This window comes from Qipengyuania aquimaris (genome assembly GCF_009827445.1).
Classification (GTDB): Bacteria; Pseudomonadota; Alphaproteobacteria; order Sphingomonadales; family Sphingomonadaceae; genus Qipengyuania; species Qipengyuania aquimaris.
In genome coordinates, this window is the sequence record NZ_WTYI01000001.1 from 2,639,153 (window position 1) to 2,662,510 (window position 23,358).

Consider the following 23,358-nt stretch of genomic DNA (forward strand, 5'->3'; position numbering starts at 1 on the left):
TTGCCAATGCGTCTAGCTACCAGCGAGGCGCAGCTGTCCAACGAATTGCGATCGCTGGCGCGAGAGCGAGAATCCAGATCTCGATCTCGCGCCCTTCACCCTTCGCCACGACGAGAGCCCAATGTTCACACAGCTAGACCCGCCTCTGCCGGTACTCGTGCTCGAAAAAGGGCAGGGACTGGCCTTTGCAGTTATCGATTACGGCGTGGAGCACAACCTTATCTGGGTGACGGCGCTCGATGATTCCGGTGAAATCTGGTGCGCACCGAACCCCAAGGTCCGCATGCAATCGAATTGGTCGATGGGCCGGGACAAGGACCCGGCTGTCCGCATCCTTCCTGAAGGGGCCGTCCCGCAATGAAGCCCGGCGTCCTCGCGGTAGCCGAACGTGTATCTGAGAAGCTCGACACGCAATTGCGTGAGAGTATCGCGGCCACTGATTTCCCCTGTGTAGGGGCGAAATCGGCCTTAGCTAAAGGTTTGCTGGATGTGCTCGTCGCGTTCGATATGCGGAGCAGTTGGGACGACCTTCGGATCCACGACAAGCTTCTCGATTGGGCGCACACCTATCGCGAAGATCCCGACGGCCTTCGAAGTCTCGCAGTTGTCTTTGCCCAGCCTACCGACCTGACTGAGAGCGAATTCGAGCGTCTTCTGTGGCAACGGCTCCAATCCTTCGCCGACAAGGACGAATTTTTCGGGCAACCCTACGATCAGGGTGTGAGCGCCGATCCCGAAGACCCGCATTTCTCGCTCAGTTTCGGAGGCGAGGCGTTCTTCGTGGTCGGCCTGCATCCTGCAGCCTCGCGGCCAGCGCGGCGGTTCTCGCACCCCACCATGGTCTTCAACCTCCACAACCAGTTTGAGCAATTGCGCGGCGATGGACGGTACGAACGGATGCGCGAAACAATCTTGAAGCGCGACATTAAACTGGCAGGTGACATCAATCCGATGCTTGCAAGGCATGGCGAGAGCAGCGAAGCGCGACAGTATAGCGGCCGCGCTGTAGGCGAAGACTGGACCTGCCCATTCCGCGACCCACGATTGGAGAAAAAATGAACCGCATCGAACCACGCAGCGGTGTCGCCCTCAAGCTGGCCAAGGGTCAAAAACTCACGGTCTGTGATCCAATGGGGCAGCAAGTTTCAGATCTTGTCGCCTATAACGCTGATGATGTCCGCGAGGTAATCTCCAACGGTCGTACCTTCGACTATGAAGAGACGATACAGCTAGGCTGGGGCAATCGCTTATGGTCGAACCGGTCCAATCCGATGCTGACCATTGTTACCGACACAGCGCAGCGGCACGACTTCTTGCTCACTCCCTGCTGCGAGGAAACCTTTCGGCATTTCTATCCCGACAAGCCAGTGCACCGCGGTTGTTTCGGCAATTTGGCCGAAGCTCTCGAACCCTACGGTATCGAACCGGAAAGCATTCCCACTGCTTTCAACATTTTCATGAATGTTCCGGTCGACGGCAAGAGCGGCTTGCTAGCCGTCAAACCTCCCACCTCGAAACCCGGCGACAAATTAGAACTGCGCGCAGAAATGGACCTCGTGATAGGTTTGACCGCCTGCTCCGCATACGACTCCAATGGCGGGTCGTTCAAACCCATCGACTATGAGGTGAGCTAGATTGCCCGATAATATCAATGTCTGGTCGAGCTGGCTGCGGCTGGCAGAAATCTCGTCCAACGCCCTGCTTTTCTATATCCTGATTATCGTCATCGTTCGGATCGTCGGTAAACGCACGACAAGCCAACTGAACAATTTCGACTGGATCATAAACGTGGCAGTCGGCAGCCTGGCGGCCAGCGGCATACTTTTGCGAAATGTGGCAAGCATCGATGCCGTCGTGGCAATCATCGTCCTTGCTACTTGCCAGTATGCCACGACCTACTTTGTCCAGCGGAGTAAGAAGATCGCTGCAGCCGTGAAGGCGGAGCCCACACTGCTTACCCATAAAGGCGAGTATCTGCGCGATGCGATGAAACGCACGCGCATTTCGGAAGAAGAAATCATGACCGCTCTTAGAAGCAACGGCCTGACAGAAAACGCAGGCGCAAACTGGGTCGTCCTTGAGCCTAACGGAGAGCTTTCGGTTATACCGCGTCAGGACGTGCGCTGGGAAGATGCTGAGGCCCTGGCCGACGTTGCCGCGCCGCCCAATCTAAAGGGCTAGTCCCAGTCGTCCTTCACCTTGAGCGGCCCGTCACCATACAGATAATCGGGATCGAACTGTGCGAACTCTTTTAGCGCCCGCCAGTCGTTCGTGTAGAGATCGCCTCGGCGTATCTCGGCAATGCCGAGTTCTCTCAATTTTCCAACGGCCCGATTGGCATGAATGGCGCTCACCCCGCACATGTCCGCCATGTCAAACTGGGTGAACGGTGTGCGAAGGGCGCGCGTCGCGGCGCGTCCGACCAGTTCGAGACGGGTGTGCAGTTCTGCGTAGAGATGCGCGATGCGTTTTGGGGCATCAAGCTGTTCCAACGTTTGGATCCATTTACGATGGATAGCCGCGTCCAGAAGAGTCGCGAACCACATGGCGCGCGCCACACCCGGCCGATCGCGCATCACGCGGCGCAATGTTTCGTGGCTCACACAGCCGACCCGAACCTTGCCGGCCGCAACGATGTTATGGTCCAGACGTTTCAGCGCGAACCCGTGCAGATCGACAAAGTCACCCGGAACGTGAACACCGGTGATGAAGCGCTTTTCGTCGCTTTCGATGGTACGGAAGATGTATCCGTCGATCAATATGGTGCTGCGATCGGTTTTCGCGCCCCTTTCGAGAATGCGCGTGCCGTCCTCGTGCTTCTTCACGGACTCAACGAGTTCTTCGATGTAGGTCAGGTCGTCGAGGCTGAGATTTTTTCGCAGTCTACCGGCCAGAAAATTGCCGGTAAGAGGGAAGCGATCAACCTCGATCTCTCCAGTCTTAGCGTCCATGTCGCGCGGTTAAGCAAAGCATTTGACCATCGTCTATTGACGGATGTTAGCTTTCTGTTCCTTTTCAGTCGAGAGGCCCGAAATCTCACGATTTTCAGTGCCAATATGGGCGAGCGCGACCTCCTGCACCGCGCGCAGGGGGTGGCGGCAAATTGACCCTACCGGCACCGTTATTCCGCCGGTTTGGTAACCCCATTCGTTCATCCGCGCGGCAAGTTCCGCGTCGAGAACGTCGGAGACTTCGTACTCTGAGTTGCCGTTGCGTAACGCGATGCCAGGAGCGTGATCGTCTAGCGACAGAAAGGCAAAGAGCGATCGCCGGACATCGTCCGCTCGTGCAATCAGATCTTCGTATCGCACCACATAGGCCGCGTGCAGATATCTAAGGTCTTCGCGAACAGTATCATATGCATCCAGAGCGTGGCGCACCAACGCAGCCGGGTCAGCGTCCACCCACTTCGCCAATGCCGCGGCCATGACTTGGGGATGGCGCAAGATCACCATAAACTGCGCGGTCGGGAAAAGCTGCTGATAAAGGCGTGTCCGCGTCAAGTTGACAGGTGACTTCTCAAGCCACCATGGCTTCGTGTCGTCGTACCACCTGGACCAGTCGCTCACCAGACGCTGCTGGGTTTCGAGGCTGTTGAAGCGCGAGCTTTCCGTATGATGCTGGGCTGGATCCGTCGCGTAATGGCCGGGCCGGCCGTGCAGGGCGGTATGAGGAATAGCGCCTTGCAAATAACAACCTTCGTTCTCTGGGACGGGCGCACCCTCGATCGAACTGATCGAGGGATGTGCGCCAAGTATTCGTGATAGGACACTCGTACCGGTTCGGTGCAGTCCCGCCACGAATAAAAAACGTGGTTGATGAACCATCAATCGTCGAGCCGAAACGAGAGCGCCCCGTCACCATAGAGGTGATCGGGAGTGAACCCTCCATAGCGTTCCAGCCGTTCCCGGTCGGGGATGCGCACCTCACCTCGTTGAAAATCGGCAATCCCTTTATTGCGAAGGTCGGCCAGCGCACGGTTGGTGTGAATGGAAGTCGCTCCGCACATATCAGCGAGATCAGCTTGGCGCAGCGGTGTCTCGAAACCGTCTGCGAAGCCGAGTTCAACCATTTCGAGCCGGCGCCATATCTCTGCAAAGATATGCGCGATTCGTTTTGGCGCAGTCAGCTGTTCCAGCTTCATGATCCATTCGCGATGCATCGCGGCGTCCAGCATCGTCGAGAACCAGAACAGCCGAGCGAGATGCGGTCGGTTCTTCATGATTTCGGCGATCGCTGAATGTGGCACTTGCGCTATCGTGGTCGGCCCTACGCAATCGATATTATGGTCCAGCCGTTTCAAGGCAAAACAGTGGAGGTCTACGAAGTCCCCCGGAACATGAAAGCTGACACCGTATCGGCGGTCCTCGCTTTCTAAGGTTCGCAGCATGAAACCCTCAACCAGCATTGTCGAACAATTGCACACGTCGCCTCGCGCGATGAGGCGATGGCCATCACCAAATGTTTGGATTTCACCAACCAAGCTTTCCAGCTCGGCTTTTTCACCCTCGCTCATGTCGTGCCGCAGGCGCCCTGCGAGAAACCGACCAGTCTTTGGGTACTGAACGATCTCATCACTACTTGTCATACACTCTCCTGCCCACAGAACCCAAGACGATACCGACCCGTTCCGGCACCATTATGCAACAATGTTAAGTTGTGGGAAGATCTGCCGTTTGTCGCGTTTTGTAGGCATGCTTGTTCAACTTTGTTTCCAGCCGTGAGAATCGCGGTACTAGCCCATATCCGCCACGCGATCGCCGAACCGTTCAGTGGGGGCATGGAAGCGCATTGCGACATGCTTTGCCACGGTCTTCGCGCAGAAGGTCATGAGGTCGATCTCTTTGCGGCCGATGGTTCGAGCGATCCCGGGCTCGTGCCAATATGCGAGGCGCCCTATGACGAGGTACTACCTTGGCGAATTTACCGGGGGACCGGAGAACTCGCAAAATACCAGAGGACGGCCTTCGAGCGCGCGCTCTTGCGCATCGGATCCGGTCATTACGATGTGGTACACAACAATTCCCTGTTCCCCGAGATCATCGACTGGTGCGCGAGCGCTGGCATCCCATGCGTTACGTCTCAGCACGTTCCGCCTTTCGGGGCCATGTTCGAGGCAGTGAAGCGAAACTGTGACCGTGCCAATATTGCGACCACAGTCACCTCGTCGGACCAGCAAGTGCTCTGGTCAGAGCGTGGCTGCGACGAAACCGAAGTCGTTCCAAACGGCATCGATACGGATCGTTGGACGTCAACGTCTGAGACCGGCGACTACTTTACGTGGATTGGCCGTATCGTACCAAACAAAGGCCTCGCCGAAGCTGTTCAAGCCGCAACGCTAGCTAAGGTTCGCCTCAAGATCTTCGGCCCAGTAGAAGACGCCGCCTACTTTGCTAAATCGGTCGAACCGTATTTGAGGGACGGTATCGAGTTTCATGGCCACCGATCCGCCAAGTATCTACAGCCAGAGGTTGCAAGGGCTCGCGGCGCGCTCGTCACTCCCTTGTGGGATGAACCGTTCGGCTTGGTCGCTGCCGAAGCTTTGGCTTGCGGTACCCCGGTGGCAGGCTTCGACCGAGGTGCCTTGCCGGAGGTTGTTGGCGATTGCGGATTGCTCGTTAAAGCAGGCAATATTAGCGGCCTGGCAAAAGCGATCGGCCGTATTGGCGTTATCAATCGGTCCCAATGCCGTGACCGCGCTCTGCGAAAACTGTCTATCGGCGCGATGATTGGAGGGTATGAGGCCTGCTACGCGAAGGTTGTGGCAGGCGCTCGGCTAGCTTCCTTGCCAAGACTGGCCTGGGCTTCCAGTTGTTCGAGGACGACCGAACTGCTCGCATAAGGTTGGTGCTCGTGCTGACGGGTCAGAGCCAGATGCTCTTCGCGCGGCTCCTGCAACTTGATCCAGCCCCCGCTGTCATCGCGCTCGATCAGTCCCATCAGACGGAACGCGCGCAGCCAGTGCTGCATGGTCGGTTCGCCCCACTTGTCCGCGAAAATTGTTGCGTTCGCGAGGACACTATCGAGATGATGCACCGGCGGCATGTGGTGCTTGTGATACTGGTGATAGGCTTTTGCTCCGCGCGCCCACCAAAGAGGAACGTTCTTTGAGACGATCGTACGTCCAAAATCTGTATCCTCGCCGCCATAGCCCACGTAGCGCGGATCGAAACCGCCCAACTGTTCGAAGGTATTTGCACGCAGCGCGAAATTCAGCGACCAGAAGCAGCGGTAGTCCCCGCATTTACCAACCATTCCCCTCGGCGGACCTGCTCTCTCGGAATGTTTCACCGCTACGCTCTCGAACTTGGCGAAGTCGATACCGGCGTTCGTCGCTCCCTTCGGCAGGTAGCCGACTTCACCCATCAAAACGCCATCATTGAAAGCCGACGCGGTCGCATAGTCTTCAAGCAGACCCGGCGAAGGAATGCAGTCGACATCCAGAAATACCAGCAAATCGCTGCGCGCCGATTGCGCCGCAAGATTTCTAGCTTCTGCCAGGCAAAAGCCCGAACTTCCGAGCATCACTTGGCGGATTGGGAAACTGGTCGCGGGAAGCTCGTAGCGGGTGTCCTGCATGACCGCCACGACCAGTTCGCACGGTGGCCTGTTCGAATGGTTTAGACCGTGAACGAGATTTGTCAGATGGGCATCGCGGCCATGCGCCAACGTGCAAACGGAGATGGTCACGCGACTACCTCCAGCGAAGGATGACTTTCAGTCCCCTGCCAAAGGTCTTGCGCGAGACTTTCGAGCCATTCCGCCGCCTTGCCCGCGGATTGAGGGTCTACGGCTCGACGTTGACGCTCTATGTCGATCAGTCGTGCTGCAGACCATAGCTTTTCCCACCCGGCCGCATGTGAAGGCCACTGTCGCGAGACAGCGGCAAGACCCTCACGATCCAGCACTTCACCTTTACAATACTGCTCGTCGAAATAGCGCCACTCCGGAATGACAATCCATGGCTTACCAGCGGCGAGGACCATGTGGACCGTCGTATTGCCGCACGAGGAAACCACGCGGTCGGCAGCCGCAACCCAATCGGAGGGGTTATCGACCCAGCCCATGTGCTGCAGATTGCCAGGCGGGGTTTCATGCCATTCGCTGCGAACCTTCCCGATGGTTATCCATTGCGACTGCGGCTCGGCGCGCGCACCAAGGGTCAGCGGCGTGGTCGGTGTCCCCTCACCACCCCCACCAGCTATGACCACAACGATTTCACGGTCGGCTTCGAGGGCGAGCTTCGCACGAGCCTGCTCCTTCGTAATCGAACTCTTGCAGTCGACGCCTACCGCTGCCGCGTAATGGGTTTTGGCGCGCAAGGCCGCGGGGCGATCATTCTGCTCGAGCTGTTCGGAATAGGGCGCAAGAATTCCGACGGAACTTTCATATGCCGAAATGTGCCCGGCATCCGATCGCTCGCCATGCTGGATTACTGCGACGTGTGGAATCGAGCAAAGGCGAGCCAACTGGGCTAGTTCGGCGGACACATCGGTGATGAAGAGCGCCGGTCGCTTAGTAGCAAACCATTCGGTTATCGCCGCACAGGCAGTAGTGATGGTGGGCCAGCCCAAAGGGGCGCAGTGCACTGTTTCGGGCATGGGAAGCGCAGCCATCGCCGGCGCCTCTCTTCCGGTTGGCTCGAACAGGGAAGGAAGCGCAACCACATCAATCCGCTTGTCAAGTTCCGGGAAGATTTCTGGTTTCGCGCAGAACACGGTCACCTTGCGCGATTTGCAAACCTCGTTTGCAATAGCGGCAGCGCGTTCTGCGTGACCGCGCCCCTGATGATGGACGAAATAGCCGATCGGTCCGTCGAGGCTCATGCTGAAAGTTCCAATTTCTGCCGAATGCGGGTCCGTCGCGCGCGCTGATGCGCGAGCAGTCCTTCGAGAGTTCCGGAAGCGTTGCTTCGTTTGGAAAGATAAACATTGGGTCGACTGGCGAGCCTCGCAATCTCGCTCGAGTGGTTGCCGACGAGAATTGCGTTCTCGCACACAGTAAGCATATCCGCATCGTTGCCGCTGTCGCCCGCTGCGAACACATTCTGCGCCGTGACCCCAAACATCCCCGCGACATGCCGCATGGCGGCGGCCTTTCCAGCCTTGATCGGCAGAATGTCGAGCAGACAGTCGTGACTGAAAATTACGCGCGCCCGTATCCCTTGTGATTGCAGCAGTTTTTCGATTTCGGCAGCTTGCTCTGCGTCCTTTGCGAAATAGCTACGTTTGAAAGATCGCTGCTCGTAGAATGCCTGCGGGACCAGGTCTGGTAGATCGGCTAGGAGGTCGTCGATCCGTTCCGGCTCCCAGTCTTCGGAGATTTGTTTTGCGAAGGTCTCGTCGAGTGTGGGATTTCCTGAACGCTCGAGATAAATTTCACTCCCTACGGACGTGATCCATCCCAGGGGAGACGGAAGGCCCCACTCACGGAGAAGCCGGCGAGCCTCCACAATCGAGCGGCCCGTTGCAACAACGAAGCCGAAATCGTGCCGGCGCTTGAGGAAACGGGCGAACCGGTCCACGCCATTGGAACAACCGGTAAGGGTGTTGTCGAGATCGCTGACAACCAAATGGCTCGGTCGGATAACGCTTCCAGATCGCCCTTCCAGAATATTGGCCGCAATATTCCTGAAACCGGCGGCATACCGGTCCCAGTTCATATCCAGGCTCTTTTTCCGCCCGCTGCAAGAGCATCGTTCCCAAAATGGCCGATCTGAAATCAGCCGTTCGATGGCGCCGGCAATGTCGGATGCATCGTTGGGGTCGACGAGCAAACCGTGCTCCAACTCTCCCACAATATCCTGAGGGCCGCCAACTTTGGTAGCGACAACTGGTAACCCATGGGCAGCCGCTTCGACGAGAGTTAGGCCGTAGGGTTCCATGAGAGCCGGATTTACGAATACTCCGCGCGTCCGTGCTGCCAAACTGTAGAGAGCTTGTACCTGCTCCCGAGTGTGCGATTTTGGATATGCCACCGAACCATAAAGATCGTGACAATCAATCGCATCAACTAAGTCGCGCATCACCTCTAGCTGTTCCTTCTCGCCCGAAGTCAAGGTCTCACGAAGCCCGGCGAGAATAACGAGATTAGACTGCTCACGAAGGTGCGGCGAAGTTCCGTAAGCCTCGACCAGCCGAGCAAGGTTCTTCTTGTGGACCGGGCGCGCCACGGCCAGCACGATGGGTTTAGTTGGGTCGCGAAGGAAAGGTGCGATAAGATCTATCGCCGTTGAAGGCCTGCTACTTTCGTGTCCGCGTTCGATCCCCGGAGCCAGCCGGTGAATTTTTTCGATACGAGCTGAAGGATAGGCGACCAATTGCCGTTCGCATTCGTCGCGCGACGAGCCAATGATGGCGCGTGCACCGCTGATAGCGCGATTTTCTTCAGCCAGCCGCGCATCTATTGCCTGGCATGGCGACGCCATAGCAGCGCGCTTATCCATCCCTAGTGAGTGAGCCGTATAAACGAACGGGATACCCAGCGCCCTTTCAATCTGAATGGCAACGTCGGCAGCATCAGCGAAGTGTGCGTGTATTAGGTCAGGAAGGGGTTCGCGCGATTGGAGTTCAGCGATCAAAGCCGTGGTGAACGCTTGGCGATCGCAGCGTAGAGCTTCTTTCGACAGATATGCCGGATTACCGCTGTCGATCCGCGTGATGGCAAGTTTCGAGCTAATCCATTCTTGGTGCTGGGCGTGCGCGGATCCCAGTTTCGGTTCGTCAAACCGTCGCGTGATGATCTCAGCAAAGCGAACATCGCTGCGACGGGCAAGAGCTTCCATCTCCCCCAGTACGTAAGTGATGTGTCCGCCTGTATCTTCGGTTATTCCATATCGAACCGGCTCGGCCTTGAGGCAGCCGCCTAGTGCGAGCGATACGATGTGCAAGATGCGTCCCCTTGATGGCTTCGAATCCCCAACGGAGCCTTCGCTGAAGCGGTACCGCTCCTAATAATTGTTTGTCGCAAGCTGGGCGAGGCGCAGCCCTTGCCTGCGCTGCCCGAATTAGGTTCAAAACCGTGTTATGGCTGTTCCTTGCGGATAAGGTATCGCCAGACGCCCCAACCATTGATCAGGAAAAGGACGGCGTTCATCGCCGCAATGGGCATCGCATCTTTCATCAGTCCGGAATAAATCCATAGAATGGAGACGATGGTAAAAAGGACGAAGCCCCAGCCCGTCGTACGTCTTCCCATATCGAGCGCGATCAATCCCGCGGCAATTATTGTGCCGATAGACGCAATCCATTCCAGAGGGCCCTCCATCTGCGATCCTTTCAAATAATACTAATTTCAGGTCTGGAATACATCAGAATCAGGGAATGACGCCCAACTGACTAAAGTTAGTTTTCGCGAAGATGTGCAGCAAAATTATTTGAATGGCACCGCGATGCAGCAAAAACTCCTAGCTGGTAGAAGTTAGCAACCGGGCTCCGGCGTGTAGGCGAAGGCATTTGTTTATAACGTTTGGGTACAAGTAAATCGTTCGCGCTCAACCTCATCTCGTGAATAACAGGTTCGCCGCTAATGTTACACTAAGATGGTAAAGCTGCCGGTCCGGTCTTGTCAGAGCAAATGCACCTGCTGGTAAGGTTTGAGCGGGCATGGCGGTGAGATGCCGCGCAAGAAGAAGCCAGCTAGCCCATTTCGGTATTTCAATTCATCGCCCGAGGTGATCCGCCTGGTCGTGATGATGTATGTCAGGTTCCCACTGAGTTTGCGCAATGTCGAGGATTTGCTGGCAGAGCGCGGGATCGATATCTGCCACGAGACCGTGCGTCATTGGTGGAACAGGTTTGGCCCGCTGTTCGCAGCCGATGTGCGGCGACAAAGGGTCAGCCGGATGCGGGGCTTCAGGCAGTGGAAGTGGCATCTCGATGAGGTCTACGTGAAGATCAATGGCGAGATGCATTACCTGTGGCGCGCGGTCGACCAAGAAGGCGAGATCCTCGAGAGCTACGTCACCAGGACGAGAGACAAGAAGGCCGCCATGCGCTTCATGAAGAAGGCGCTGAAGCGACATGGCTCGCCCGAGGCGATCACCACCGATGGACTACGCTCCTACAGGGCAGCGATGAGCGAACTCGGCAATGCCGATAAACAGGAGGTGGGACGCTGGGCGAACAACCGGGTGGAGAACAGCCATCTCTCGTTCCGAAGACGGGAGCGAACAATGCAGCGCTTCAGGAGGATGAAGAGCTTACAGAAGTTCGCCTCGGTGCATGCCAACGTCCACAACCACTTTAATCTCGAAAGACACCTCGTCGACAGACAGACTTACAAAGCTCGCCGCTCGGCCGCACTGGCCGAGTGGCAAACCCTCATGGCCTGAGCCAACCGCGGGGTAGGGATAACAGCGTCAATCGGAGACAAGTTGCGATTAGACTGACAGCACCGACACACTCGATGCGCCGAACCAAGGCTTCGATGATCTACAAGGCGACTGGGAACCTCCGAGCAATTCAAATCTTGCTCGGCCATTCAAAGATCGAGAATACAGTGAGATACCTCGGTGTCGATATTGAAGACGCCCTACTGCTCGCTGAGCGAACAGAAATCTGAATATGAGGCGGCCCTTCCTAAACCGGAAGGGCCGCTTTCCAGTCGACTATGAGGTCATGAATGACCGATTTTGGGTGGAAAGCCGCCTTTCGTCAGAGTTCGATGCCGCGACGTTTTCGCGCGATGTTCGAGACTTTGCAGTTCTCATCGGCAGTCAAAGTTAGGGTAAAGTCCGGGCTGCGCAACTGAACGAGATAATAGCGCTCATTTCCGGCGCAATCAGACCGTCGCACCGTCGACGAACTCGATAGCAGCGTCCATCCTTCGACTCGTAGTTGCTCAACAGCGACGTCTACGGCCATACCTTGTCTAGCGCCGCCGTATCCACCGAAACTCCGATCTGCAAAAATCAGATAATAGGTAACACCTGCCAGTATCAGCAGCGAGCCGATTGCGAATAACCACCTCATAAAAACGTGTTTGCCCAGTCTACCGGACTTCTGCAATCGGGTCATTCGCTGTCCGTCTGCTGCTAGCACTGCGCTAACTCGCTGAAAGCGTCATCAGATGGGGTGGTTAGCTGTCAGTCGGCTTTGGATATCGAAGCGCTAGAAAGTGGTCATTCATCCAATCTTGATAACCAAGCAGTTCGCCTTCCCTACGCTCTTGCTCAATCCCCCAAACCGGCGAGGCCATAAGTTCGATCATTTCGTCTATCCGCCATTCCTCCCCCGGCAATGCGAAAAGAATGCGGTGCAGCGTGTAGTTGCGATGATGATTGGGGGGCTCGAAATGGTCACGCCGAATTAGGTGTCCGGCTGTAACCTGACGGTCAAAGCAGCGGAGGTATCGCCTCACCGTTTCGAGGAATCTTCCTTCACCATCCGCAAAATGGGCAAGCGGCTTCTTGTTCGCCAGCATCAAACCTAATTCGCGGTTGGTGTGTAAGATGTAGGGCAATTCTTTGGCAAACGGAATGGGCATCATCACCTCATAAAGAATTGCAGCGGTCCTGCGCCAGTGTCGGGTCTCATGTTCGCAACCAACTTGGCTGGACGTCCGCAATCGGGTCGTTAGCCGCCCGTCCGCTCCTAGAAAGCGATATGCCTCGCAAATTGGTCACGAATTGGGTGAAAAGCGATCCTTCGATCAACACACCGGCAATTGCTTCCCGACCTTAAATTCGACCCCCCCATTGTGGCCGCCATCTGACATCCAAATAGAATATCGAACTCCCTCCGATAGCGGCTTTGGGGGCCGCTGCACCTCCCACCCCGCCATCTGCTGACCATAAGGAATAATCTTTCGAGGTATCCTCTTATCGAAGTTGCCATGCGAAAGGCTCGTGGCCCACACTACTGCCTCTTCGTAGGGTCGGCTGTCGGCAATCCTGACATGAAGTTCGTGGGGGCGAGGTTGATAGTCGCGAAGCCAGCCATCGATTGGAGCTATCTTAAAGCCAATGTCTTCGTCGAGCTGGCAAGCCTCGACCTCAAACCTCTCAAGCGTGCAACTGGTCAGCGATGCAGCCAAGAGCAAAGAAAGAAGTATAGAAGATAAGCGGACCACTTCTCAAACTTACATTAAAGCCGAACGGCAGCAATCGGGTCCTTTGCTGTCCGTCCACTCCTGGCACAACGTCAGCTCAGCAAATCGGTCTCGAACTGGGTGGAAAGCTGCCATTTTAAATGTAGATGTGGATGCATGAACAAGTTCCAACGCTTTCTATTCTTTCTCCCTGCAATCGCCTTGGTCGCATGTGAAAACGCCCAGCCCGAAACGAAAGAAGAGGTCGTGTTGGATGCCATCGCTTGCTGCGTACCGCCCAGCGAAGACGAAGTGAAAGAAATAATCGTATCTGCGGAGGCGGGCGACATCGATGCGATTAGAAGAGTGGCGTCCTTCTATACCCTCCGAGACGATCAGGACGCCGAGTCTGAAGCTTTGCGTTGGCTTGAGTTAGCTGCATCTAAGGGTGCATCTGCCGACGCGGACAAATTAGTGATGTTTCATTTGTCGCGTGGAGAATGTGAGGCTGCGCAAATATCGTATTCTCGGCTTACAGCTTCTGTAGACGATTACCCTATGCCAGGTGGGTCGAGAGATGAGTCGGTTGCCGACTGTTTCGAGCGGCCAATTGGCGAAGGAACGTGGAGCACAAGAAGGAAAGCGGCGTCATAGTGTGGTCGTCCGCAATCGGGTTGCTAAACTGACCGTCCGCTCCAGGGAAATCGCCAACTCGGTAAATCAGTCACAAGCTGGGGTGGAAAGCGGACGGATCCAATCTTAAGGTAATATTGATGGCGATGGACATGAAACGCTACGGGGAGAGGCCGCGCTACCGGATTGGTTCGGCAGCGCTTGTGGCAGTTATCTGTATTACTTTAGCGTCGGCGAGTATCGGCACTCCCGCGTGGCTTATTTTTCTCGTCGCGGTTGCTGTCACAGGTGGCCTGACCGCAATGACGTATCATCGCCTTCGCGATGCGAACCTTTCCACTGGGTGGTTGCTTTTGATGTTTCTCCAGTTTGGCATCGGGCCAACTTGGCACCTTTCGGATAATGTAACTTTCAATATCGGATCATCAATCACCAGCCTCGTGCCGGTCATATTAGGATGGCTAGTACCCCGAAAGGCCGATCAGACGATTGAGTATGAGGCTGTTTAGGGGTGTGAGCTGCCCGTCCGCTACTGGCACATCGCTAGCTCGGCCAATCAGTCACGAAGTGGGTGGTTAGCGGACATCGCATTTACCACCTGACAAGAGACCACTCTTCTCAATTTGATCAGCGGTAACGATGCGATCAAAACACTTCCAGAATGAGTCCGAATAATGTGCTTTGATCTCGGAATGTGGTGGGAACCGTCCGGTTCTGTGCATTGCGAGCAACTCCAACTTCAAAGAACGGAATGCTCGTTCACCCTCTGTGTCTTTGAAGTCGGATAGACCAGCGTCAAAATCTGGATAAAGCTCATCGGCCATCTGGTTCCAATAGCCTTCCATAAAGGTTTCGAACGCAGATTGATTATCATTTGGACTATTTTGCAAAGCCAATCACTCTCTCAGGTACTGGGCTGATTAGTGAGGCCCTGAAAATTCCGCAATCGGGTCGTTAGCTGCCGGTCCACTTTTGGCCCAGCGCTAACTCGGTGAGAATGGCTTTTGATGGGTGGGAAGCGGACCTTGGCTCACTCTAGCTCAAGGCGGACGAGACGACGGGATTCGAACCCGCGCCGGTCAACTTTGATAGCATCCCGGGAGTGCTCCTTTGAGGCGATTAGCCCTTCAGGCGGCACCCGCAATAAGCCGCTCTGCCACGTCTCTAAGTTACCCCTAATGGAAAGATCAGACTCTGTCATTTCTGCGCAATTTTGGATGCTGAGCCGTCGTGGCCTTTACATCGCTTCGCGCAAAGCACTTACCAAGTCCTCAGATCGCAGATTTCCGATGAGCCACCTATCGCTGAGATTGCCTCGCGATTCAACTCAACTTCATAGACCCGATTTAGCTCGCAGATATCCTTCTTGGCACGTTCAGCATCATACTCCGCAAATTTCACTGCGATCTTTAAAGCATCATCATACCGCTGCTTATTCAAATACCACAGGATCAGGGTCTCATAGCGCCTCGCGTCCCCCGAAGATGCTTGTTCGAGCATATCGCGCTCTTCAAGTTTAGAAATTTGCGGGCCGTCTAGTGCCTCTGCCTTGTCTTCCTCCTTAGGACTTTCGCAGCACGAAAGAACAACTGGAAAAGCAAAACAAAGAAAAATCCGCGATATATTCATCCGATCATGTTAATCTGTCGCAGATTAAGTGCAATCGGGTCGTTAGCGGCTGGTCCGCTTTTGGCACATCGCTAGCTCAGCAAATCGGGCACGAAGTAGGTGGAAAGCGGAAGCTAGAGGCGGTTCGGGTTTTTAGGATTGGAAGCACGGCGCTGCCAGACGCCGCGAACGGTCTGAACGACATTCACGACGAGCAGCGCTGTAAAGACAGGCCAAAGCCAAGTGTCGGAGATTCCCTCCAGCCAATCGAAGTGGAGGCAAGCCCAGAAAGCACCGAAGAACGCTAGCGTGCTCAACCAAAGATAAATCGAATCGCGTACACCTTCGCTCATTTAACTCGTCCTACTAAGCTTCAAGGATAGTGGCACGCATACCCAACGTCCGAAACCGGGTCGTTAGCTGCCGGTCCACTTTTGGCCCAGCGCTAACTCGGTGAGAATGGCTTTTGATGGGTGGAAAGCGGTCAACCCTGTTCGTTTTGAATAGCTGCGGACTCAACTTCTCCGGCGATCATCACATGCAATGTCCGATCAAGAGTCAGAACCACCAAGTGCTTCCAATCATGTTCGTCTATAGCACCATTGCGCGAAATCTTTTCGGCGACCCAAGATGAGTTTCGCACCTCCAGGAATGGCCATGTGTAGGTGGGCAATTTTGGATTGGCGAGACGCGGGAGTGGCGAGTCGATCGTGAGAAGCCAATCGGAAAACTCTTCACAAACTTCATGAGCTTCAACCGCTCCAAACTCAATTAAGACGCTGGTTCGCTCCGCACCATATGCAAACATCGCTTCTACTTTGAGGCGGTCGCCATCGAATGAACCGCTCACGAAACTCAGCGGCAGCTGCGGTAGATCGGGAAGTGGCTCCCATTTCAGAACTTGATTTTGCGGCCCGGACATTCGCAGAATGTGCCAAGGACTCGGCACGTCCGCAATCGGGTCGTTAGCCGCCTGTCCGCTCCTGGCACATAGCTAGCTCGATTAAAGCGTCGCCAGATGGGTGGGAAGCGGTCATTGAACTGGCGTGTTATCGCAGAGGCGCGAAGCGAAGCAATAAACAGCTGTTTGGCAAACAGAAACCTTTGTCCGTTACACAACTGGTTTCTTGAAGATGGGTTTAGCACAGGAGCGACGCTTGGCAGGGCGGGCGAGTACGATCGGATTGTTGCTGTGCATCGCTGCGCTCACTGGATGCGGCGACCGCTTTCCCGATTACAATTACAAGATGACGGTCTACGCGGGCGAGCAACAGTTTTCGAGTGTCCGCCACGTCAAGGTGACCGAGGGCGTGTCCATCGTCAGCCGTAAGGTCGAAGGCGAGGCGGTAGTCATAGATCGCAATGGCCGCACATATTACGCCTTGTTGTCGCGAGCAGACAATGCCGATTACGACGCCTTCGTGGCAGGCATGGCGCTCCGAGACCACGTCCCGCGCGACGATGTGCAACGCAGCGAAGTCCAGCAAGCGATCGACGAATGGTATGAAGAGCATTCGACGCAGGACAGTTTCGGCGATGCTGCCGAATTTCTGCAGGCGATGGTAAAGGTAGAAGGCGCACACGACCTTCCGCGCACACTACCGCCGCGTCGCAATCGCGAGCCGATGCAGGCCTGGCCGATGTTTGTCACGTTCAGTAACCCTTCCGACCCGCGCACTGTGCGTGAAGTGTCGCCCGAAGTCATCGGCATCGATCGCATCACCATCGAAATCACCGATGAGGACGTGACGACCGGGATCGAGGAAAGGTTGCCCTACGGCGGCAAGTACTCGGCTGCTTGGCGCGAATGGCGCTCGGCGATGCCACTCGAGAATTTTCGCAGTCGGCTAGCGAGAAACGACTTCGTCAAGCGACCGCGAGACTAACATCGGACCCCATCCCGAAAGGATCCATAGATCTTAGATCCTTGCTAGAAAAAGTCTTGCGAGATCCCGTCACAAAGAAAGGTCCGCAATCGGGTCGTTAGCTGCCCGTCCGCTTCTGGCGCATAGCTAGCTCGGTGAAAGTGTCGTCAGATGGGTGGAAAGCGGACGTTAGGTGTCAAACTGAAGAGCCGACGTGTCGCCGTCCCAAAAACGATAAAGTTTATCCCACCAGCGCCGCGTCTCCGGCCCAAAATACGGCTCGAAATCGGATCCCAACACACCTTCTGAGGATTTCCCCGACACTAGAATATTCTGGATGCCTTCTAGTAGGCCGATTGTAGCTGCTTCGCTGACGTATCGGTCCCCTTCGATGTGCCAGCGTTCTACGACATCAAACACCTTTTGAAGGGCGGCAGTGTTTCCTGCTCGTTGCATCTCGATAATGTGATGAGCCAATTCCCCTAGTGCGACATACAACGGCAAATCGTCAGGTTCATCTGACCACTCTGAAAGAAACTCACGCCACCTTGGCAAAAAGGTTGGATCGGCTTCCAAGAGCGGCGTAAACATGTCGTCACGAGCGAGCATCAAGCGAAATTAGTTCTTCCAGCCAATGTCCGCAATCGGGTCGTTAGCCGCCTGTCCGCTCCTGGCACACCGCTAGCTCGGCCAATCAGTCACGAAGTGGGGTGGGAAGCTGACATTCACAAAAGCGTCGCTATTGTTTCTCGAATGTCTGTTTGGCTCCTGCTTCCAATTCTTGCCTTCTTCGGCGCGCCTTTTGCCATATCTGGTTTTCGACGCTCGTGGCGTAGTGTCGGGCTCATCCTAATCGTTCTGGCGCTCTATACAGCCTACGTTTGGTTGCGTCCGGCACCGACCCTAGTCGCGGAAACCGACAGGATAGGCGGAGCCGCTTGGACGATGATTGTCACGTCCTTCTTCCTGATCACCTCGATGAGTTTCTTTGGCGGCGTTGCACTATCTTTCGTGCATCATCGAAAATGAAACTCTGTCCGCAATCGGGGCGTTATCCGCCGGTCCGCTTTTGGCACTGCGCTAACTCGGTGAAAGCGTCACGAAGTGGGTGGAAAGCGGTCATAGCTCTCCAAGCCAGCTCACTTAGCTGAAATTACCCACCCATTCACCTTCGCGACAACGTGGCACTGCTATCAAGGGAGCATGAAATTTCTCATTCTTTCCGTAGCACCACTGATGCTTCTATCTGACTCCGCTGTGGCCTCGGACCGTGGTGCCGATTGGCAAATCGGCCCGGAAATTCGAGGAAAAAATTACTCGGTTGGAGTGCCTGAGCTGATGGCCGCCACACCTGACGGACCAGCTTTTATCTTTCCCGCCAATCAGGGTGGGCAAGTGAAATATGTCACGAGAGAAACAGGCTCCCTTGCCGATGCACGACGCTTGACCATTCGATACCGTATCGATGCAGCTCCGGGCACACGTTTTGTCGCCAACGAGCGTCCAGATAGAACCGCGATGCTTAGCCTCTATTTTCAAAGGCTTGGCGACAATTGGACCGCCAAGGATCGATACGCCACATACAGATGGTATTCCGTGAGCGATAAGACCCTGCCGCTAACGCCAGGAGAACATACAATCACGGTCAATTTTCGGGATGAATGGGGCGGCGTTATGGGCGCACAATCCCGAGGCAATCGGGCATTCGAAGATGCGCTCCGGAATGCTGAACGTGTGGGGTTCGTCTTTGGGTGGTCAGGTGGTCGTGGCCATGGCGTTCGCGCTACCGGACCCGCTCGGTTCACCTTGCTCGAATTTGATATCCGATAGGTAAGATGCAGGCCGACTTGCGCTAGTTGTCAAAAAATTTGTTATCATTAGGGCAGCTTCGATGCGCAATTGGCTTACTCAATATTCCGAGACAAAATCAGCTGTCGGCGACTATCTAGGTGCCTCGGAAGCACTATTGCACCTTCACGCTGGGCTGCTGATTTTTTTCCTCAGTTCGCTTCTTTTTCGTCGCCGAATGCGCTCGGTGGTGCCAATCGGACTTGTCTACGCCTTTGCGATTGGCAACGAGCTTATCGATGTGCTGACGCCAAACTACGTCGCCAACGCTGTGGGAGCTTCGGTAGACATTCTCAATACAGTTGTGTGGCCTACTCTTCTCTTCTTGCTAGCTCGTCGCCGTCTTTTGAGGGCTTAGGAGCAGCAAAAATAGTAGTGCATACATATGGTGCACGTTCCATTCCATCGGCAGCAAAACGGCCGGAGCGAGAGATTTCTCAGTCAATCATTCTGACGACGAATGCGGGACCCTATTTCGAGACTGTCTGACTGGTTGTCGCAACGGGTGCCGACGCCATCGATTGATCTACGCAGTAGCCGCCTTTTCAAGTCGTCATCGGACTGTGATATCGCCTCGCAATCATCCTGTGCTTCAACGATATCTGCGATCTCCTCAATGAGATCCTCAGCAGCATCGAGGCGTTTGGCTTGAGCACTTTGCTGATTGAGTTCTTCCTGAACGCTCTCGACCAAGCGTTTTGCAGACCGCAGTTCTTCGGCGATGCGCCGATCAATCGGGTCATCCGATTTCTCGATCTCAGGCTTTTTATACAAAGAATCTCGAATGGCTTCGAACTGTGCTCGTGGAAGTTCACGCAGCTCATCGGCGCTGAGTTCGCGCCCTCCAAAGATCGCTTTACCATGCTGAAAACCCATGGCCTCTCGCTAAATGAGAGTAGTTAAACCTTAGTGAATTGCACAATTTCCAAACCTTGATCCTGCCAAACTTTTGGCCGTATCGGGTCGTTAGCTGCCCGTCTGCTCCTGGCGCACCGCCAACTCGGTGAAACCGTCACGAGATGGGTGGGAAGCGGACGTTGTAGTACCGTGCGCAATCGCGTAACTTGGAAACATGCATACTCTCAAACTCGATGGGAGCTGCTGGTCGTCGAAAGAAGATTTCTACGACGCACTTGCAGCCACACTAGGCAGTTTTTCTGGGCATGGCCGCAATGCCGATGCGTTCCTTGAGACGATGGTATATTACCTCCACCTCAACACCATCCAGCCACCTTATGTGGTCGTAGTCGAGGATGCTCCCAAAGCACTGCTACCGTTCTTGCACGACTTCGCTTCATGGGTGGCGGAAGCACGCCAAGATCGGATCGACGATCCTGACTGGGGTGAGGACATTGAGGTGGCGGTCAGAGTCGAATAATTACTCAATGACCGCAATCGGGTCGTTAGCCGACCGTCCGTTCCTGGCACATCGCTAGCTCGGTGAAACTGTCGTCAGATGGGTGGATTGCGGACATCTCTTGGTCAGCAAATTGCGTCGCTTTCAAGGATCGGTTAGCAACACGCGATGAGCAAATCAGGTCAATTTGAGCCGCTTCCGGAAGCCCGATTCAAGATTGAGTTCGTAGACGGGATTGAGGCGATTACTGTTCGGGCATCCCGAAACTGGTTCATAATCCCGTTCATTGGCGTTTGGTTGACGCTTTGGACCTTTGGAGGTGTGGCAGCATTTAGTCAGCTGTTCTCTGGTGAGGCTCAGCTTTTCCTAGCTGTCTGGCTCGTTGGCTGGGCAATTGGTTGGCTGTTCGCCGCTTCGTGGCTTGGTTGGCAGCTAGGCGGGAAGCTTCGCGTCGCGGTGCAGGAGCAAGCTATGATCTACCATTGGACCATGCCTTTTGTTTCAAAAACTAAACGTTACGATGCACGGCAAGTGAAGAAGCTCCGAGTGGGCCGATCAATGTGGCCTTGGGGAGGTGGCTTCATGAATGTGAGCTATCCTCCCTTCTTTCCAATGATGCCTGGCAGCGTTCAATTCGACTACGGCGGGCGGACCATGAACTTGATGCCTGGCCTCGACGAGGCGGAAGGCCAACAAATCGTTGATTGGCTCAGTCAAAGACTGCCACGAAGCACGATTGCAGCACGTAAGGACTAGCGTCCGCAACCGGGTCGTTAGCGGCTGGTCCGCTTTTGACACAGCGGCAACTCGGCAAATCAGTCATAAAATGGGTGGGGAGCTGTCTGTCTGCTATTGCAGCGAACTTGCAAAAAAGCGGACACGATCTCATCGTTTAGCCATTCGCTTCCATCTGCGTTGTCGATGAGCGTAGAAGGCTCTTGCGAAAAGAGCGACGAATGGTGTGAGCACGCCAGCCGAAACATCGACCCGATCAGTATAACGTGTTCCGTCCCCTTCGGGTTGGACGATGATCCAGTGGTCCCACTTCTTCGCCATGGTCCCATGCCCATTATCCCTTAGCGTCATAGGCGGAGCATCGGGGGGATACTCGATCCCAATTGTTTGATTGCCGATGGGAAGGACACCGAACAGGCGCATGCTGGCAGGATATTCTCCTTCTTTCCAAACTGCTGGAAAGGCAGGCGCTTTTGGCTTGAACCGGATAAGAGGGCCAGCCACGAAATCCAGGGTAGAAGACTGTTTTACACGCTCCCAAACCCACTCCGGTTTTTGTGGAAGCGAACAGCTTAATTCAACACGCATATCTCGCCTTTTGATCATATTAGACGGACAACTTTTGACCAGATTTAGTCGTGAGATCTAGGTCCGCAATCGGGTCGTTAGCTGCCCGTCCGCTCCTGGCACATCGCTAGCTCGGTAAAACTGTCATCAAGTGGGTGGAAAGCAGACATTGCGCCAGAGCGTTCTCGAAGGCATCCTGCTCCGCATGAAGCATCCTGAAGCGCAATACGTGGTCGAAGTAACAGTTGACGATGAGATTGTTTGTCGAGCGCCCAAGCAGGCTGAGCAGCGCATCAAGATGACGGACCTTGCTGCGGTTTATGTCGAGACAAACGGCGATGCCCCTTGGGGAGCAGACGTTTGGTGGCTTCTAAACGACAGCACCGGCCAAACGAAGGTCGCCTTTCCTCAGTTGGCGACCGGCGAAACGGAGGCACTCGCTCGACTGCAACAATTACCCGGCTTCGCAACACGGGGAATGAACTCGACCGACAATGCGCGTTTCGAATGCTGGCCATCACCCGTCGAGTGAATGGCAGCAATCGGGTCGTTAGCTGACCGTCCGCTCCTAGCAAAAAGCTAACTCGATAGAACAGTCACGAACTGGGTGGTAAGCGGCCATTGCTTCGCGACTTTAGGCTTTCAGAGGTCCAGACCCTGTGGCACTGCCTAAGCATGGATAACGGCTTTAATTACCTCCGCAAAAAAGCACTCATGTATTTTGGCGGTGGTAGCGTGGTCCTCTTGCTGATTGTCGTGACGTTCTTCGGACGCGAGCCCCCTACCTCTTCGATAGCTGTAGGCACCTACGCTAGCGAATGTTGCGGTTCGTTGAGGTTGGATGAGAACTCTGTTTTCGTGGACGGACTGGCCGTCCCTTATACTATGGGACAGAGCAACCAAGGGGTTCATGTGGTGCCAGCTGAAACGATCCTCATTCGGAATGGCAAGCTTACGGTAAGCCCTAATGACCACCTGCGCACCCTTCCGCTCAACGACAGAGAAGAGCCGAGCTCGTTGCAAGTGTTTGATATAGACACCCACGAACTGGTCGAATTCGTAAGGCGCTAATATCCGCAATCGGGTCGTTACCTGCCGGTCCGCTTTTGGCCCACGCCTAACTCGGCAAATCAGTCACGAACTGGGTGGGAAGCGGACAATCGAGCTAAGTCGATGGAACCGCTTTGGAGCTGCCGCCTCCCCAATTTCGTCGGGTCCAATCACTTTCGCGGAGTTCGTCTGGCAGTTGCGCGAGTGTCAATTTTGCGGCTGCCCTAATCTGTTCCCATCTAGGATCATCATGGAGTGCTTTCCGTTCCCAGAAAACCGCATCGGAGGGGACGCAAATTGAGCCGATCATGCGTTCTAATTCGGCGACCGTTTTGGCTTCTTTGGCGCTCAATTCTTGGTATTCCATCATGTGGTCACGAGCTATGGCAATGTCATTGAACTCCATCACTAGCTCGTCATTTCCATATGCTTCAGCGCTTTCGCCATCGGTCAATTGAGAGAAAATATTGTCGAGCCACTGCACCTGCTTGATGGCGGGCGATGCTAGCTAGCAGTTGAACAGCTTCTCTCAGGTTGGTGTATCTCGTCATTGCCACTTCATATTAGACAGCGCATGAATGTCCGCAATCGGGTCGTTACCTGCCGGTCCGCTTTTGGCCCACGCCTAACTCGGCAAATCAGTCACGAACTGGGTGGGAAGCGGAC

32 protein-coding genes, 1 tRNA gene and 1 pseudogene are annotated in these 23,358 nt (G+C 55.1%); 16 read left to right on the plus strand and 18 right to left on the minus strand.

All coding sequences use genetic code 11. The features are described from left to right. Window positions 1–121 precede the first annotated feature (121 nt). From GRI34_RS12995 to GRI34_RS13010, 4 genes are read left to right on the plus strand one after another with little or no spacing between them, the layout of a single operon-like run. Window positions 122–361: a hypothetical protein gene (locus tag GRI34_RS12995; RefSeq protein ID WP_160596296.1), complete on the plus strand. Its 240-nt coding sequence runs from the start codon at window positions 122–124 to the stop codon at window positions 359–361. Next, a complete protein-coding gene (gene gntA / locus GRI34_RS13000) occupies window positions 358–1,059 on the plus strand; it encodes a guanitoxin biosynthesis heme-dependent pre-guanitoxin N-hydroxylase GntA (protein ID WP_160596297.1) in 702 nt (233 codons plus the stop codon). Before GRI34_RS12995 ends, gntA begins: the two co-directional genes overlap by 4 nt. Beyond that, window positions 1,056–1,634, plus strand: a complete 579-nt coding sequence (locus GRI34_RS13005) for a DUF1989 domain-containing protein (protein WP_160596298.1) — start codon at window positions 1,056–1,058, stop codon at window positions 1,632–1,634. The genes gntA and GRI34_RS13005 overlap by 4 nt, the downstream gene beginning before the upstream one ends. A gap of 1 nt (window position 1,635) precedes the next feature. Next, entirely contained in the window at window positions 1,636–2,181 is a 546-nt protein-coding gene (locus tag GRI34_RS13010) for a DUF421 domain-containing protein (RefSeq protein WP_160596299.1), read from the plus strand. Here the strand turns inward: GRI34_RS13010 and GRI34_RS13015 are convergent. The 3 genes from GRI34_RS13015 to GRI34_RS13025 are packed head-to-tail and all read right to left on the minus strand — an operon-like array spanning window position 2,178 to window position 4,516. After that, a complete protein-coding gene (locus GRI34_RS13015) occupies window positions 2,178–2,951 on the minus strand; it encodes a Crp/Fnr family transcriptional regulator (protein ID WP_160596300.1) in 774 nt (257 codons plus the stop codon). The two genes, GRI34_RS13010 and GRI34_RS13015, sit on opposite strands and share 4 nt — an antisense overlap. 33 nt (window positions 2,952–2,984) lie before the next feature. Further along, the gene (locus GRI34_RS13020; RefSeq protein WP_325065222.1) at window positions 2,985–3,800 is read right to left on the minus strand and encodes a sulfotransferase family protein; all 816 of its coding nucleotides are present in this window, start codon (window positions 3,798–3,800) and stop codon (window positions 2,985–2,987) included. 26 nt (window positions 3,801–3,826) lie between these two features. Then, complete coding sequence (locus tag GRI34_RS13025; protein WP_234028226.1) at window positions 3,827–4,516, minus strand: Crp/Fnr family transcriptional regulator; 690 nt, start codon at window positions 4,514–4,516, stop codon at window positions 3,827–3,829. On the opposite strand from GRI34_RS13025, the gene GRI34_RS13030 reads away from it, so the two are divergent. Then, complete coding sequence (locus GRI34_RS13030) at window positions 4,448–5,842, plus strand: glycosyltransferase (protein WP_234028227.1); 1,395 nt, start codon at window positions 4,448–4,450, stop codon at window positions 5,840–5,842. The two genes, GRI34_RS13025 and GRI34_RS13030, sit on opposite strands and share 69 nt — an antisense overlap. Here GRI34_RS13030 and GRI34_RS13035 read toward each other — a convergent pair. The 4 genes from GRI34_RS13035 to GRI34_RS13050 form a co-directional block, all read right to left on the minus strand. Then, a complete protein-coding gene (locus tag GRI34_RS13035; RefSeq protein WP_160596304.1) occupies window positions 5,749–6,690 on the minus strand; it encodes a glycosyltransferase family 2 protein in 942 nt (313 codons plus the stop codon). The genes GRI34_RS13030 and GRI34_RS13035 overlap by 94 nt on opposite strands. After that, complete coding sequence (locus GRI34_RS13040; protein ID WP_325065223.1) at window positions 6,687–7,724, minus strand: hypothetical protein; 1,038 nt, start codon at window positions 7,722–7,724, stop codon at window positions 6,687–6,689. Before GRI34_RS13040 ends, GRI34_RS13035 begins: the two co-directional genes overlap by 4 nt. Before the next feature lie 98 nt (window positions 7,725–7,822). After that, complete coding sequence (locus tag GRI34_RS13045) at window positions 7,823–9,889, minus strand: HAD-IIB family hydrolase (protein WP_160596306.1); 2,067 nt, start codon at window positions 9,887–9,889, stop codon at window positions 7,823–7,825. Window positions 9,890–10,023: 134 nt separating this feature from the next. Beyond that, window positions 10,024–10,197, minus strand: a complete 174-nt coding sequence (locus GRI34_RS13050; protein WP_234028228.1) for a hypothetical protein — start codon at window positions 10,195–10,197, stop codon at window positions 10,024–10,026. A gap of 418 nt (window positions 10,198–10,615) precedes the next feature. Between GRI34_RS13050 and GRI34_RS13055 the strand changes: the two genes are divergently transcribed. Then, a complete protein-coding gene (locus tag GRI34_RS13055; protein WP_160596308.1) occupies window positions 10,616–11,332 on the plus strand; it encodes an IS6 family transposase in 717 nt (238 codons plus the stop codon). A gap of 65 nt (window positions 11,333–11,397) precedes the next feature. Beyond that, window positions 11,398–11,562, plus strand: a pseudogene (locus GRI34_RS13060) (tyrosine-type recombinase/integrase); the annotation flags it as partial. Window positions 11,563–11,654: 92 nt separating this feature from the next. On the opposite strand, the gene GRI34_RS13065 reads toward GRI34_RS13060, so the two are convergent. Both GRI34_RS13065 and GRI34_RS13070 read right to left on the minus strand, forming a co-directional pair. Further along, window positions 11,655–11,972: a hypothetical protein gene (locus tag GRI34_RS13065; RefSeq protein WP_160596309.1), complete on the minus strand. Its 318-nt coding sequence runs from the start codon at window positions 11,970–11,972 to the stop codon at window positions 11,655–11,657. Window positions 11,973–12,078: 106 nt separating this feature from the next. Next, window positions 12,079–12,489 carry a hypothetical protein gene (locus GRI34_RS13070; protein WP_234028229.1) on the minus strand — a complete coding sequence of 137 codons (411 nt, stop codon included), beginning with the start codon at window positions 12,487–12,489 and terminating at the stop codon, window positions 12,079–12,081. Window positions 12,490–13,206: 717 nt separating this feature from the next. Here GRI34_RS13070 and GRI34_RS13075 point away from each other — a divergent pair. Both GRI34_RS13075 and GRI34_RS13080 read left to right on the plus strand, forming a co-directional pair. Beyond that, a complete protein-coding gene (locus GRI34_RS13075) occupies window positions 13,207–13,683 on the plus strand; it encodes a hypothetical protein (protein ID WP_160596310.1) in 477 nt (158 codons plus the stop codon). Between the two features lie 119 nt (window positions 13,684–13,802). Continuing rightward, on the plus strand, window positions 13,803–14,171 hold the full coding sequence (locus tag GRI34_RS13080) for a hypothetical protein (protein ID WP_160596311.1): 369 nt from the start codon (window positions 13,803–13,805) through the stop codon (window positions 14,169–14,171). A 66-nt stretch (window positions 14,172–14,237) separates the two neighbouring features. Here the strand turns inward: GRI34_RS13080 and GRI34_RS13345 are convergent, their stop codons facing one another. The 5 genes from GRI34_RS13345 to GRI34_RS13100 all read right to left on the minus strand — a co-directional run bounded on the left by GRI34_RS13345 (window position 14,238) and on the right by GRI34_RS13100 (window position 16,192). After that, the gene (locus GRI34_RS13345; RefSeq protein ID WP_234028230.1) at window positions 14,238–14,558 is read right to left on the minus strand and encodes a hypothetical protein; all 321 of its coding nucleotides are present in this window, start codon (window positions 14,556–14,558) and stop codon (window positions 14,238–14,240) included. 153 nt (window positions 14,559–14,711) lie between these two features. After that, a tRNA-OTHER gene (locus tag GRI34_RS13085) sits at window positions 14,712–14,828 on the minus strand. Window positions 14,829–14,922: 94 nt separating this feature from the next. Further along, a complete protein-coding gene (locus tag GRI34_RS13090) occupies window positions 14,923–15,291 on the minus strand; it encodes a hypothetical protein (RefSeq protein WP_160596312.1) in 369 nt (122 codons plus the stop codon). Between the two features lie 113 nt (window positions 15,292–15,404). Further along, window positions 15,405–15,623: a hypothetical protein gene (locus tag GRI34_RS13095; protein ID WP_160596313.1), complete on the minus strand. Its 219-nt coding sequence runs from the start codon at window positions 15,621–15,623 to the stop codon at window positions 15,405–15,407. A 131-nt stretch (window positions 15,624–15,754) separates the two neighbouring features. Beyond that, window positions 15,755–16,192, minus strand: a complete 438-nt coding sequence (locus GRI34_RS13100) for a hypothetical protein (RefSeq protein ID WP_160595530.1) — start codon at window positions 16,190–16,192, stop codon at window positions 15,755–15,757. A 235-nt stretch (window positions 16,193–16,427) separates the two neighbouring features. Here GRI34_RS13100 and GRI34_RS13105 point away from each other — a divergent pair, with 235 nt between their 5' ends. Beyond that, window positions 16,428–17,156 (plus strand): hypothetical protein, encoded by a 729-nt coding sequence (locus GRI34_RS13105; protein WP_160596314.1) that lies wholly within the window; start codon window positions 16,428–16,430, stop codon window positions 17,154–17,156. Between the two features lie 168 nt (window positions 17,157–17,324). On the opposite strand, the gene GRI34_RS13110 is transcribed toward GRI34_RS13105, so the two are convergent. Next, window positions 17,325–17,744 carry a DUF7674 family protein gene (locus GRI34_RS13110; protein ID WP_160596315.1) on the minus strand — a complete coding sequence of 140 codons (420 nt, stop codon included), beginning with the start codon at window positions 17,742–17,744 and terminating at the stop codon, window positions 17,325–17,327. A gap of 144 nt (window positions 17,745–17,888) precedes the next feature. Between GRI34_RS13110 and GRI34_RS13115 the strand changes: the two genes are divergently transcribed. Together GRI34_RS13115 and GRI34_RS13120 are read left to right on the plus strand one after the other, a co-directional pair. Continuing rightward, on the plus strand, window positions 17,889–18,164 hold the full coding sequence (locus tag GRI34_RS13115) for a hypothetical protein (protein WP_160596316.1): 276 nt from the start codon (window positions 17,889–17,891) through the stop codon (window positions 18,162–18,164). Between the two features lie 174 nt (window positions 18,165–18,338). Continuing rightward, on the plus strand, window positions 18,339–18,965 hold the full coding sequence (locus tag GRI34_RS13120) for a hypothetical protein (protein WP_160596317.1): 627 nt from the start codon (window positions 18,339–18,341) through the stop codon (window positions 18,963–18,965). A 459-nt stretch (window positions 18,966–19,424) separates the two neighbouring features. Here the strand turns inward: GRI34_RS13120 and GRI34_RS13125 are convergent, their stop codons facing one another. Then, window positions 19,425–19,859, minus strand: coding sequence for a hypothetical protein (locus GRI34_RS13125; RefSeq protein WP_160596318.1), 435 nt, complete (start codon window positions 19,857–19,859; stop codon window positions 19,425–19,427). A gap of 196 nt (window positions 19,860–20,055) precedes the next feature. Here GRI34_RS13125 and GRI34_RS13130 point away from each other — a divergent pair, with 196 nt between their 5' ends. Both GRI34_RS13130 and GRI34_RS13135 read left to right on the plus strand, forming a co-directional pair. Further along, complete coding sequence (locus tag GRI34_RS13130; RefSeq protein ID WP_160596319.1) at window positions 20,056–20,361, plus strand: barstar family protein; 306 nt, start codon at window positions 20,056–20,058, stop codon at window positions 20,359–20,361. Between the two features lie 147 nt (window positions 20,362–20,508). Next, window positions 20,509–21,096, plus strand: a complete 588-nt coding sequence (locus GRI34_RS13135; protein ID WP_160596320.1) for a hypothetical protein — start codon at window positions 20,509–20,511, stop codon at window positions 21,094–21,096. 129 nt (window positions 21,097–21,225) lie between these two features. On the opposite strand, the gene GRI34_RS13140 is transcribed toward GRI34_RS13135, so the two are convergent. After that, window positions 21,226–21,663, minus strand: coding sequence for a hypothetical protein (locus GRI34_RS13140; protein WP_160596321.1), 438 nt, complete (start codon window positions 21,661–21,663; stop codon window positions 21,226–21,228). Between the two features lie 184 nt (window positions 21,664–21,847). Between GRI34_RS13140 and GRI34_RS13145 the strand changes: the two genes are divergently transcribed. Together GRI34_RS13145 and GRI34_RS13150 are read left to right on the plus strand one after the other, a co-directional pair. Next, on the plus strand, window positions 21,848–22,174 hold the full coding sequence (locus GRI34_RS13145) for a hypothetical protein (protein WP_160595272.1): 327 nt from the start codon (window positions 21,848–21,850) through the stop codon (window positions 22,172–22,174). A gap of 143 nt (window positions 22,175–22,317) precedes the next feature. Beyond that, window positions 22,318–22,713 carry a hypothetical protein gene (locus GRI34_RS13150; protein ID WP_160596322.1) on the plus strand — a complete coding sequence of 132 codons (396 nt, stop codon included), beginning with the start codon at window positions 22,318–22,320 and terminating at the stop codon, window positions 22,711–22,713. Window positions 22,714–22,807: 94 nt separating this feature from the next. Here the strand turns inward: GRI34_RS13150 and GRI34_RS13155 are convergent, their stop codons facing one another. After that, entirely contained in the window at window positions 22,808–23,176 is a 369-nt protein-coding gene (locus GRI34_RS13155) for a hypothetical protein (protein WP_160596323.1), read from the minus strand. Window positions 23,177–23,358: the final 182 nt, after the last annotated feature.

Coding starts and splice junctions, on each gene's coding strand:
- GRI34_RS12995 (WP_160596296.1), top strand. CDS start 122: ATGTTCACACAGCTAGACCCGCCTCTGCCGGTACTCGTGCTCGAAAAA.
- gntA (WP_160596297.1), top strand. CDS start 358: ATGAAGCCCGGCGTCCTCGCGGTAGCCGAACGTGTATCTGAGAAGCTC.
- GRI34_RS13005 (WP_160596298.1), top strand. CDS start 1,056: ATGAACCGCATCGAACCACGCAGCGGTGTCGCCCTCAAGCTGGCCAAG.
- GRI34_RS13015 (WP_160596300.1), bottom strand. CDS start 2,951: ATGGACGCTAAGACTGGAGAGATCGAGGTTGATCGCTTCCCTCTTACC.
- GRI34_RS13030 (WP_234028227.1), top strand. CDS start 4,448: ATGGCCATCACCAAATGTTTGGATTTCACCAACCAAGCTTTCCAGCTC.
- GRI34_RS13025 (WP_234028226.1), bottom strand. CDS start 4,516: ATGAGCGAGGGTGAAAAAGCCGAGCTGGAAAGCTTGGTTGGTGAAATC.
- GRI34_RS13050 (WP_234028228.1), bottom strand. CDS start 10,197: ATGGGAAGACGTACGACGGGCTGGGGCTTCGTCCTTTTTACCATCGTC.
- GRI34_RS13055 (WP_160596308.1), top strand. CDS start 10,616: ATGCCGCGCAAGAAGAAGCCAGCTAGCCCATTTCGGTATTTCAATTCA.
- GRI34_RS13065 (WP_160596309.1), bottom strand. CDS start 11,972: ATGAGGTGGTTATTCGCAATCGGCTCGCTGCTGATACTGGCAGGTGTT.
- GRI34_RS13070 (WP_234028229.1), bottom strand. CDS start 12,489: ATGATGCCCATTCCGTTTGCCAAAGAATTGCCCTACATCTTACACACC.
- GRI34_RS13075 (WP_160596310.1), top strand. CDS start 13,207: ATGAACAAGTTCCAACGCTTTCTATTCTTTCTCCCTGCAATCGCCTTG.
- GRI34_RS13080 (WP_160596311.1), top strand. CDS start 13,803: ATGGCGATGGACATGAAACGCTACGGGGAGAGGCCGCGCTACCGGATT.
- GRI34_RS13090 (WP_160596312.1), bottom strand. CDS start 15,291: ATGAATATATCGCGGATTTTTCTTTGTTTTGCTTTTCCAGTTGTTCTT.
- GRI34_RS13095 (WP_160596313.1), bottom strand. CDS start 15,623: ATGAGCGAAGGTGTACGCGATTCGATTTATCTTTGGTTGAGCACGCTA.
- GRI34_RS13100 (WP_160595530.1), bottom strand. CDS start 16,192: ATGTCCGGGCCGCAAAATCAAGTTCTGAAATGGGAGCCACTTCCCGAT.
- GRI34_RS13110 (WP_160596315.1), bottom strand. CDS start 17,744: ATGCTCGCTCGTGACGACATGTTTACGCCGCTCTTGGAAGCCGATCCA.
- GRI34_RS13115 (WP_160596316.1), top strand. CDS start 17,889: ATGTCTGTTTGGCTCCTGCTTCCAATTCTTGCCTTCTTCGGCGCGCCT.
- GRI34_RS13120 (WP_160596317.1), top strand. CDS start 18,339: ATGAAATTTCTCATTCTTTCCGTAGCACCACTGATGCTTCTATCTGAC.
- GRI34_RS13125 (WP_160596318.1), bottom strand. CDS start 19,859: ATGGGTTTTCAGCATGGTAAAGCGATCTTTGGAGGGCGCGAACTCAGC.
- GRI34_RS13130 (WP_160596319.1), top strand. CDS start 20,056: ATGCATACTCTCAAACTCGATGGGAGCTGCTGGTCGTCGAAAGAAGAT.
- GRI34_RS13135 (WP_160596320.1), top strand. CDS start 20,509: ATGAGCAAATCAGGTCAATTTGAGCCGCTTCCGGAAGCCCGATTCAAG.
- GRI34_RS13140 (WP_160596321.1), bottom strand. CDS start 21,663: ATGCGTGTTGAATTAAGCTGTTCGCTTCCACAAAAACCGGAGTGGGTT.
- GRI34_RS13145 (WP_160595272.1), top strand. CDS start 21,848: ATGAAGCATCCTGAAGCGCAATACGTGGTCGAAGTAACAGTTGACGAT.
- GRI34_RS13150 (WP_160596322.1), top strand. CDS start 22,318: ATGGATAACGGCTTTAATTACCTCCGCAAAAAAGCACTCATGTATTTT.